Here is a 10,187-nt window from a genome sequence, read left to right on the forward strand (position 1 = left end):
CCTGTCTCCTGTCTCGGAGTCTCCTGTCTCGGAGTCTCCTGTCTCGGAGTCTCCTGTCTCGGAGTCTTCTGTCTCGGAGTCTCCTGTCTCCTGTCCCACTGCTATTAGGAGGCTATGGTAGCTGCGGGACGACGGCGGCGATAAGTACGATTGTTCGCTGGTTCCGTTGCCGCCGCTTGTAGGAGGAAAATCACTAGAGGTTGACTCTTTAACTCCCGTTTGATTAAACGTTGCAAAGTCGTCTCGATTTCGGCCCGCAAACCGGCCCAATCTGGGTCCCCCGTCGCAGTTTTAAATTCACTACTGCGATCGCTTAAACAGCGTTCGATCGCCCGAATAATTAGCTGATTCAGCAGCGAGATTTCCACTTTTGTCACCACACCGCGCAAATTAATCTCTGGAGGTGCGCTTAATTGTCCCTCACCGTTGACGAAGGATGCGATCGTAATCACACCATCTTCGGCTAACTGTTGTCTTTCCTGCATAATGTGTTCGTGGACTACACCCGCTTGATCGACTAACTCGATTCCCGATGGCACTGGTGTGCCGAGGCCAATGCGATCGCCAGTTAACTCGATCGTGTCACCATTTTTGACAATTACCATATTTTCGGCGGGAATCCCCATACTTTGGGCCATCTGAGCGTGTTTGACCAGCATTCGGTGTTCTCCATGCACTGGCACAAAAAACTTCGGCCGCGTCAAAGATAGCATCAATTTATGGTCTTCTTGGGAACCATGGCCAGAAACGTGAATTCCCTTATCGCGTCCGTAAACCACGTTAGCACCCTGCATCATCAGGCGATCAATTGTATTGACCACAGCGATCGTATTACCCGGAATCGGATTAGCGGAAAAGACAATCGTATCCCCCTGACGCGCTCGAATATGAGGATGTTCACCCTTAGAAATCCGCGTCATGGCTGCTAAAGGTTCCCCCTGGGATCCTGTGGTTAAAATGACGATTTTATCATCGGCTAAATTGCGGGTCGCTTTCAAGGGTTCAAATATATCGTCGGGACATTTGATATACCCCAAATTACGCGCATGAGCGATAACATTTAACATCGATCGACCCACTACCACCACTTTCCGGTTAAATTTCTGGGCCAATTTCAACACCAGATTAATCCGATGCACCGAGGAAGCAAAGGTAGTAATCATAATCCGTCCCGTTGCTTGGTTAAAAACCCGCTCTAAACCGGGATAAACGGAAGCTTCCGAGGGAGTATAACCGGCTACTTCTGCGTTAGTGGAATCACTCAATAAACATAGCACCCCTTTCTCGCCATGTTCGGCAATTTTTTGTAGATCAAAGAATTCGCCATCGACGGGAGTATGGTCAATTTTAAAATCTCCTGTGTGAATAACTACCCCCAAAGGAGTGTGAATTGCTACACAAAAACTATCGGCGATCGAGTGGGTATTGCGGATATATTCCACCATGAAAGATTTACCTAAACGCACCATTTGCCGGGGAACTACGGTTTCTAATTTGGTACGATTTGCTAATCCTGCTTCTTCCAATTTATCCCGCAATAAAGCCATCGCTAGACGCGGACCGTAGATAATTGGTACATCAAATTGTTTGAGATGGTAGGGAATGCCACCGATATGATCTTCGTGACCGTGGGTGACAATCATACCCTTAATTTTATGGCGATTTTCCCTTAGATAAGTCATATCGGGAAGCACTACATTGACCCCGTGCATATCATCGGAAGGAAAAGCTAAACCAGCATCCAGGAGAATAATCTCATCATCGTATTCAAAAACACAGGTGTTTTTGCCGATTTCGTGTAGTCCTCCTAGGGGAATGATCTTTAGTTTTGCTTGGGTTTTATCTTGAATCATTAGGTATCCTTTGATGGTAAGTTATGGTGATTTTTCAGGTGGTTTTTGTGGACGGTAAATCTCAAAAAATGGATAGTTAGACTTATTCTAACTAGGGAAATAACACCTAGTTAAATTCACTTGGTATCAATACTTTCTAGCAGTTCTAAACTATATTTCTTTTCTAGTTAAGCTATTAACATTATAACCTATTTCTCGAAAAAATCCTAGTTTAGTTAGCCAAATTTTCTAATATTTTTCTAGATTAAAGCCAATTCTTGCATAATTTTTGCTAATCCTTCTTCTAGTTCGGGACTTAGGGAACATAAAGGAAGTCTTAGACCCCCCACATCCCAACCGACTAGATTTAAGGCCGCTTTAATTGGAATTGGATTAGTGGCACAGAATAAACCTTTAAACAGGGGAAATAATTTCAAATTAATCTCGATCGCTTTGGCCGCATCTCCAGTTAATAAAGCTTGAATCATCCCTTGGATTTCTTCTCCCACTAGATGACTAGCAACACTGACCACTCCCACCGCACCACAGGTCATTAGGGGTAAGGTGAGAAAATCATCGCCAGAATAAATAGCGAAATTTTCAGGAGTATGACAGTAAATCTTACAGGTTTGTTCTAAATTACCACTAGCTTCTTTTACCGCCACAATATTATCAACTGCTGCCAGTTTAATAATCGTTTCTGGGGTCATATTTTGACCAGTACGACCAGGGATATTATAAAGCATTACTGGCAGATCGGGACAAGCTTTGGCAATGGTGCGAAAATGCTCGTATAAACCCTCTTGGGGAGGTTTATTGTAGTAGGGAACCACTTGTAAAGAACCATCTAAACCCAGTTTAGCAGCCTGTTGGGTCGCTTCGATCGCTTCGGAAGTGCAATTAGAACCCGTCCCCGCAATCACTTTTCCACGACCATTAACCGCTTTTTTGACAATACTAAATAGTTCGTATTCTTCCTGCCAACTTAGGGTGGGTGATTCTCCCGTCGTCCCACAGACCACTATACCATCGCTACCGTGGGTAACTAGATAATCGGCCAATTTTTCCACCATCCCATAATTAACTTGACCCTCGACGGTGAAGGGTGTCACCATCGCCGTAATTACTCGTCCAAAATATGTTTCACTCATTGATCAGTTATCAGTTATCAGTTATCAGTTATCAGTTATCAGTTATCAGCTTCTGAAGGCAAGAGGCAAAAGAAAGAATCTGGCAATCCTCCTACCTAAAAAGAAGGTTATCAACTAAGTACATCGAAGCTTTTAGCTTAACAAATTAGGTTTTAGATTCGTCCTTTGTTATCAGTTTTTGAGCGATCAGCAATCAGCTTTCAGACTTTATTTATCCGACGATTAATTAGCTATTTTTCTAGTTATCATTGCCTTGATCTAGCTGATGGCTGATAGCTTAATTATCAAACTGTTGCTAATCTTGAACCGACGAGATTTTTCTTAACTAAAAGTTCGGCAATTTGTACAGCATTTAAAGCCGCACCCTTGCGAATTTGATCGCCGCATAGCCACAATTCTAGACCGTTAGGATGGGAGATATCTTGACGAATGCGTCCCACCAATACTTCATCGCAACCGGTGGCATCAATTGGCATGGGAAAATAATTAGCGTCCCAATCTTCCACTAATTTTACCCCCGGAGCAGACTCAAGAATTTCTCTGGCCTTCAGCACAGAAAAAGGCTGACTAAATTCTAGGTTAACCGATTCCGAATGGGCCCGCAGGACGGGAACCCTGACACAGGTGGCGCTAACCCGCAGCTCTGGACAAGCAAAAATCTTGCGGGTTTCGTTGACCATTTTCATTTCTTCCTCGCAGTACCCTTGACCATTAATTGGGGTATTGTGGGGAAAAAGATTAAAAGCGAGGGGATAGGGGAAGGAATTAGTGGGAGGTTGCCGATTGTCAAGAATTGCTTGTGCTTGCTGTTTTACCTCCTCCATCGCTCGCGCTCCAGCACCACTAGCGGACTGATAAGTAGAAACTACTACTCGCTCGATCGCCTGTACTTGGTGGAGAGGCCAGATCGCCACTCCTAAAAGAATTGTCGTACAGTTGGGATTAGCGATAATGCCCCGGTGATTGTCCACACTGTCGGGATTGATTTCCGGGACAACTAAAGGCACTTCGGGATTCATGCGAAAAGCACTGGAGTTATCGATAATCGTCGCACCCGACTCGACAATAGTTTTCGCCCAAACTTTTGAGGTGGCTCCCCCCGCAGAAGCGAGAACGATATCCACGTCCTGAAAAGAGCGCTCGTTTACCGCTTCGATGAGGAGACTTTCGCCCTGAAAATCGAGGTTTTTTCCAGCAGAACGCTCGGAAGCCAGTAATTTTAGACTAGCGAGAGGGAATTGACGACTAGCTAATAATTCTAGTAATTCCGTTCCCACGGCCCCGGTGGCCCCTAAAATAGCGACCCGTACTTTTTGACTCAAATTGTGTTACCTCCTGACGAGTTGGGTGATGATAATGGTCTGAAGAAATCGTTAAAGTAAAAAATCTTTTTTGTCCACCGAGTTATTCTCAAGCTTGGATTGATCGGCTTTTGATCAGCAAAATTTTCTGATTGGGCTTAACTGCCCCAAGGACGGAATAAATTAAATATACCCCATTGACCGCTAAAATAAAAAGATTGTGACAGCTTGGGGAGCAACTGCAGCTATTCCCCTAGAATATCATGAGCGGGACGGAACCACCGCAGGCGTAAACACCGCTCACCCTATTATAAACGTTCCTTGTCGTAAGAGCTAGAAAAATCAATGAAAGTTATTCAGGAAAAGCTTCCTGCCAGTCAGATAGGTTTAGAAATTGAAATTCCCGCCGAAACCACGAAAAACACCCACGAGAAAGTGGTAAATAATTTAGCGAAGTCGGCCAATATACCCGGTTTTCGCCCCGGGAAGGTTCCCCGTCAGATTCTTCTGCAAAGATTGGGAACTAAAGCGGTAAAAGCGGCAGTAATTGAGGAATTAATCGAAAATTGCCTCGAATCTGCCCTAAAACAGGAGGGGATCGAGTCCCTGGGTAATCCCCAGCTATTGTCTCAGTTTGAGGATTTGATCGCTGCCTATGAACCGGGTAAAGCTTTGACTTTTTCAGTTTCCGTGGATGTGGCCCCGACAATTATTCTCGGAGATTACGAAAATCTGAGCGTTACTGCCGAAGAAACCGTTTATGATCCCGAATCCGTGGAAAATTGGTTTAAAGAGCGTCAAGAACAGTTAGCAACATTGGTTCCCGTGGAAGATCGCGGGGCGCAGCTGGGAGATGTGGCGATCGTTGATTATCGGGGCAAATCCGCCGAAACTGGCGAGGATATCCCGGATATTGACGGCGAAGATCTGCGGGTGGATATGGAAGCAGGACGCTTTATCGAGGGTATGGTGGAAGGAATTATCGGCATGAAACCGGAAGAAGTCAAAGAGATGACTTTGACTTTCCCGGAAGATTATCCCAAAGAAGATGTGGCAGCAAAAGCGGTAATTTTTACCATTACGATGAAAGAGTTAAAGGCAAAGGAATTACCAGAGCTTGACGACGATTTTGCCCAAGAAGTCAGCGATCAGGAGACAATCGCCGAATTAAGAGCAAGTTTAGAGAAACGTTTCCAAGAACAAGCGGAGAAGGAAACCAAAGAAAGCATTTATGACGCTTTAACCAAGGAATTAGTCAAGGGTGCGACTTTAGATTTACCGGAGACGCTGATCGAAAAGGAAGTGACGCATATTTTGACCCAAAGCTTCATGCAGTTTCAACAAATGGGGCTAGATGTCAACCAGTTATTTACAAAAGATAATATTCCCAAAATGCGGGAAAACACCCGTCCCGATGCGATCGAAAGTCTGAAAGAGACTCTCGTGGTGCAGGAATTGGCTAAAGTCGCCGGCATTGAAGTCAGTCCCGAAGCGGTAACGGAAAAAATCGCTAAAATCATGGCGGAATTGTCCGATCGCAACCTAGATATGCAGCGTCTGGAACAGGTGATCACCGAAGAAATGCTGGCGGAAAACACCCTAGAATGGCTGAAAGAAAAGGCTACTATCACCCTCGTCCCCAAAGGTTCCCTAGAGGAAGAAACAACCGAGGAGGAGGAAACAGAAGAAACCTTCGCATTCACCGAAGTGGAAGTGTTGGCAGCTGAGGCTGAGGAAGAATAACCGTAAGGAGTTAGCAGTCGTGTTGGGGTGTTGGGGTTTTAGGGTATTGCTTGAATTCCCCCATTCCCCCACTCCCTGATCACTGATAACTGATAACTGATAACTGATAACTGATAACTGATAACTGCTCACTGATAACTGATAACTGATTCCTGCCAACCGGGGGAAACTTAGGGCATAATAGATGGACAGAAGTGCTAAAGATGCTTAACATTTGCCAGTAAAAGCTCCACAGCCAAGCAAAAACCCTAAGATTGTGATAGCGGAACCGAAAAAATTATGCTCGAATCGAGATCACCTGACTACCCAATTACCAGTAATTGTCGCCCTGCTATCTACGCCAACACGGGGAGAAACTCCCTAGCTAACGTTTTACCCGTGGTAATCGAACAGTCTGGCATGGGTGAACGGGCTTTTGATATCTATTCTCGACTCTTGCGGGAGAGAATTGTCTTTTTGGGAACTCCCGTCGATGATCAGGTCGCTGATTCGATCGTCGCCCAACTCCTCTACTTGGAGGCAGAAGATCCCGAAAAAGATATCCAACTCTATATCAACTCCCCCGGCGGTTCCGTTTATGCTGGACTAGCTATCTACGACACCATGCAACAAATTCGCCCCCACGTGGCGACAATTTGTTTCGGTTTAGCCGCTAGTATGGGAGCATTCCTGCTTTGTGGTGGCGCAGCAGGTAAACGGATGTCCCTACCCAGTAGCCGGATCATGATTCACCAACCCCTCGGCGGCGCCCAAGGTCAAGCCAGTGATATCGCCATCCAAGCTAAAGAAATCCTCTATATTAAACAGAGACTCAACACCATGCTGGCTCACCACACTGGTCAACCCTACGATCGCATCGCCAACGACACCGAACGGGACTTTTTCATGTCCGCCGTCGAAGCCAAAGAATATGGGTTAATCGATCAGGTGATTTCCCGTCCCGAACTGCCCGATCCTACTGTTCCCGTTACTTCCCTGTAAATAATAAACTATGTCTAAATACGACTCCCACCTCAAGTGTTCATTTTGCGGCAAATCCCAGGAACAAGTGCGAAAATTAATCGCCGGGCCGGGGGTCTATATTTGTGACGAGTGTGTGGAACTGTGTAACGAAATTCTCGATGAGGAATTGATGGAACCGCCCAGTCCGGTCGCCCCAGTGGAGGAACGTCCCAACAAACGGCGATCGGGCCAAAATAAAACCACTTGGGAACAAATTCCCAAACCAAGAGAGATTAAAAAACACCTCGATGACTACGTTATTGGTCAAAATGAGGCGAAAAAAGTGCTTTCGGTGGCCGTTTATAACCATTACAAACGCCTCAAAGATATCCAAACCCAAAAAGCCGGTGGCGGTAGTCCGGAAGATAGCATCGAACTGCAAAAATCCAATATTCTGTTAATCGGTCCCACAGGATCGGGAAAAACCCTTCTAGCTCAAACTCTGGCTAAAATCCTCGATGTACCTTTTGCCGTCGCCGATGCCACCACTTTAACCGAGGCCGGTTATGTGGGGGAAGATGTGGAAAATATTCTCCTGCGTCTGTTACAAGTGGCAGATTTAGACGTGGAAGAGGCGCAGCGGGGCATTATCTACATCGATGAAATCGATAAAATTGCCCGTAAGAGCGAAAATACCTCGATTACCCGGGATGTGTCCGGAGAAGGGGTACAGCAAGCTTTACTGAAAATGTTAGAGGGAACGATCGCCAATGTCCCCCCCCAAGGCGGCCGCAAACACCCCTATCAGGATTGTATTCAGATTGACACCAGCAATATCCTGTTTATCTGCGGTGGGGCGTTTGTCGGTTTAGATAAGGTGATCGATCAGCGTCTCGGTAAAAAATCCATGGGCTTTATTCAACCGGGAGATAGCCAAGCTAGTAAGGATAAGGTGGCGGCAGGGTTATTAAAACAAATGACTCCCGATGATTTAGTCAAATTTGGCATGATTCCAGAGTTTGTCGGTCGGATTCCCATCCTGGCGGCGCTTTCACCCCTGGATGAGGAAGCTTTAATCGCTATCCTGACCCAACCCCGCAACGCTTTGGTGAAACAGTATCAAAAACTGTTGAAGATGGACAATGTACAGTTAGAGTTTAAATCTGATGCCGTCCTAGCGATCGCCCAAGAGGCCTATCGTCGCAAAACCGGGGCCCGGGCCCTACGGGGTATTGTCGAGGAATTAATGCTCGATGTCATGTACGAATTGCCCTCGCGCAAGGACGTGAAACGATGTTTAATCACCCGCGAAATGGTGGAAAAACGTTCCACGGCAGAGCTATTGGTTCATCCTTCCTCTCTACCCAGTCAAGAATCCGCTTAAGGGGAAAAATCGAGGTTAACCATGCTGAACACCGTTCCCGCAATTGTCAAAGAAGGCCGGATCGAACTCCTCGAATCCGTGCCGATTCCAGAGGGTACTAGAGTTCTAGTCACCCTCATCCCGGAGGAGACAAACTCGGATTTCTGGCAAAAAGTCAGCGAAACTGATCTCGCTAAGATTTGGGATAATCTGGAAGACGACATCTATGAACGATTACTCGAAGCTTGAAATCGTTCTCGTTCGTTACTCCTTAAGAGAATCGGACGACTATCGGACACAGATGCGCGACGTTGGCAAAACTCTTGACGAGGATGGCTAGGTATCTAAGTAGGTGGGTGGAATTAAATATAAGATGAACGTAGGTTGGGTTGAAGCATGAAACCCAACGCCCGCATGGGTTACGCTACCGCTAACCCATCCTACAAATAATTGTGCCTCCCTACTTAAGTAGGTGGGTGGAATTAAATATAAGATGAACGTAGGTTGGGTTGAAGCATGAAACCCAACGCCCGCATGGGTTACGCTACCGCTAACCCATCCTACAAATAATTGTGCCTCCCTACTTAACTATCATGAAAACTCAAATAATCGATCAAACAGTCACTGTCCGCGGTGTTCCCCACTATTACGAGTGGATTCGGGGGTCAGAATCTGCCCAGAAAAAGCCGGTTATGGTGTTTATTCATGGTTGGGGAGGATCGGGACGCTATTGGCGATCAACCGCTGCGGCAATTTGCGATCGCTTTGATTGTTTATTGTACGATATGCGGGGTTTTGGTCGGTCTAAGTTGCCGGAAAAATCCCCCCATCTTTCCTACGATTTAGAAGAATATGCCTTTGATTTGGCCTTGTTTTTAGATAGTTTAGAAATCGAAAAAATCTATCTCAATAGTCACTCTATGGGGGCATCGGTGGCGACTTTTTTTATTACTATGTACCCCGAAAGAGTGGTCAAAGCAGTTTTAACCTGTAATGGCATTTTTGAGTATAATAAAGCGGCTTTTGCTGCCTTTCATAAATTCGGTAAGTATGTGGTACAGTTTCGTTATGATTGGTTTTTAAAAGTACCTTTTGCCGATCGATTATTTATGGCGAGATTTTTGCATCGATCGATCCCAAAATCAGAAAGAATTGCTTTTTTAGAAGATTTTTTGACGGCGGATTACGAGGCCGCCCTAGGCACAATTTATACATCTGTGAGTGAAAAGGCAGTGGAAATTATGCCGGGTAAATTTGCCGAGATTAAGATACCAACTCTTTTAGTATCAGGGGAAAAAGACATTATTATCCCCGCCAAAATGGGCAAAATGGCGGCGGATTTGAATAATAATATCGAGTATGTGGAGATGGCTAATACCGCTCACTTTCCCATGTTAGAAGATGCCCCTACTTATCTAAAAAAATTGCAAGATTTTTTGGAAATTAATTAGGGCTGGCTGAATGAATCTAAAACCATTGTTGGGTAAGACTTTTAGACTTTTTGTCAATCAAAAAGTGCCAGATATGGGAGTGATCTGGGGGAAAATTCAGGTACTTTTTCCCTGAAAATTATATCATACCATTTTTCTTTATTCGTGTCCCTCATCCCCTTGCCCCTCTCCCTTTCTGAGATAGGGATTGGGGGTGAGGGCAATTAACCATCTCTGCCATTACTTTAGAAAAATGGTATCATTTTTCAAAAGTGATGACAGACTTAGTTGATTATTCCAAAGCGCAATTCCGCTCTCGGACAGGAATTGCGCTTTTAGATGTTAGTCACGACTATTGAAAATTGGTATTAGGTAATTGACCAGATGAAAATCTGTAAAAACCTACACCCCACACCCCACACCCC

9 protein-coding genes are annotated in these 10,187 nt (G+C 45.3%); 5 read left to right on the plus strand and 4 right to left on the minus strand.

Going from position 1 to position 10,187, the window contains the following annotated elements:
• Window positions 1–104 precede the first annotated feature (104 nt).
• The 3 genes from IQ242_RS08425 to IQ242_RS08435 all read right to left on the minus strand — a co-directional run bounded on the left by IQ242_RS08425 (window position 105) and on the right by IQ242_RS08435 (window position 4,305).
• Window positions 105–1,853, minus strand: a complete 1,749-nt coding sequence (locus tag IQ242_RS08425; RefSeq protein WP_193959654.1) for a ribonuclease J — start codon at window positions 1,851–1,853, stop codon at window positions 105–107.
• A gap of 239 nt (window positions 1,854–2,092) precedes the next feature.
• Entirely contained in the window at window positions 2,093–2,983 is an 891-nt protein-coding gene (dapA, locus tag IQ242_RS08430) for a 4-hydroxy-tetrahydrodipicolinate synthase (protein ID WP_193959655.1), read from the minus strand.
• A gap of 284 nt (window positions 2,984–3,267) precedes the next feature.
• Complete coding sequence (locus IQ242_RS08435) at window positions 3,268–4,305, minus strand: aspartate-semialdehyde dehydrogenase (protein WP_193959656.1); 1,038 nt, start codon at window positions 4,303–4,305, stop codon at window positions 3,268–3,270.
• A 324-nt stretch (window positions 4,306–4,629) separates the two neighbouring features.
• On the opposite strand from IQ242_RS08435, the gene tig reads away from it, so the two are divergent.
• Window positions 4,630–6,027, plus strand: a complete 1,398-nt coding sequence (gene tig / locus IQ242_RS08440; RefSeq protein WP_193959657.1) for a trigger factor — start codon at window positions 4,630–4,632, stop codon at window positions 6,025–6,027.
• Window positions 6,028–6,106: 79 nt separating this feature from the next.
• On the opposite strand, the gene IQ242_RS26700 is transcribed toward tig, so the two are convergent.
• A complete protein-coding gene (locus IQ242_RS26700; RefSeq protein WP_255520628.1) occupies window positions 6,107–6,241 on the minus strand; it encodes a hypothetical protein in 135 nt (44 codons plus the stop codon).
• A 65-nt stretch (window positions 6,242–6,306) separates the two neighbouring features.
• Here IQ242_RS26700 and clpP point away from each other — a divergent pair, with 65 nt between their 5' ends.
• The 4 genes from clpP to IQ242_RS08460 all read left to right on the plus strand — a co-directional run bounded on the left by clpP (window position 6,307) and on the right by IQ242_RS08460 (window position 9,783).
• Entirely contained in the window at window positions 6,307–7,008 is a 702-nt protein-coding gene (gene clpP, locus IQ242_RS08445; RefSeq protein ID WP_002767098.1) for an ATP-dependent Clp endopeptidase proteolytic subunit ClpP, read from the plus strand.
• 10 nt (window positions 7,009–7,018) lie between these two features.
• Window positions 7,019–8,353: an ATP-dependent protease ATP-binding subunit ClpX gene (clpX, locus tag IQ242_RS08450; protein ID WP_193959658.1), complete on the plus strand. Its 1,335-nt coding sequence runs from the start codon at window positions 7,019–7,021 to the stop codon at window positions 8,351–8,353.
• Between the two features lie 21 nt (window positions 8,354–8,374).
• Complete coding sequence (locus tag IQ242_RS08455; protein ID WP_193959659.1) at window positions 8,375–8,581, plus strand: hypothetical protein; 207 nt, start codon at window positions 8,375–8,377, stop codon at window positions 8,579–8,581.
• 344 nt (window positions 8,582–8,925) lie between these two features.
• On the plus strand, window positions 8,926–9,783 hold the full coding sequence (locus IQ242_RS08460; protein WP_193959660.1) for an alpha/beta fold hydrolase: 858 nt from the start codon (window positions 8,926–8,928) through the stop codon (window positions 9,781–9,783).
• Window positions 9,784–10,187: the final 404 nt, after the last annotated feature.

The sequence above is a fragment of the Microcystis sp. LEGE 08355 genome (assembly GCF_015207185.1).
Lineage (GTDB): Bacteria > Cyanobacteriota > Cyanobacteriia > Cyanobacteriales > Microcystaceae > Microcystis > Microcystis panniformis.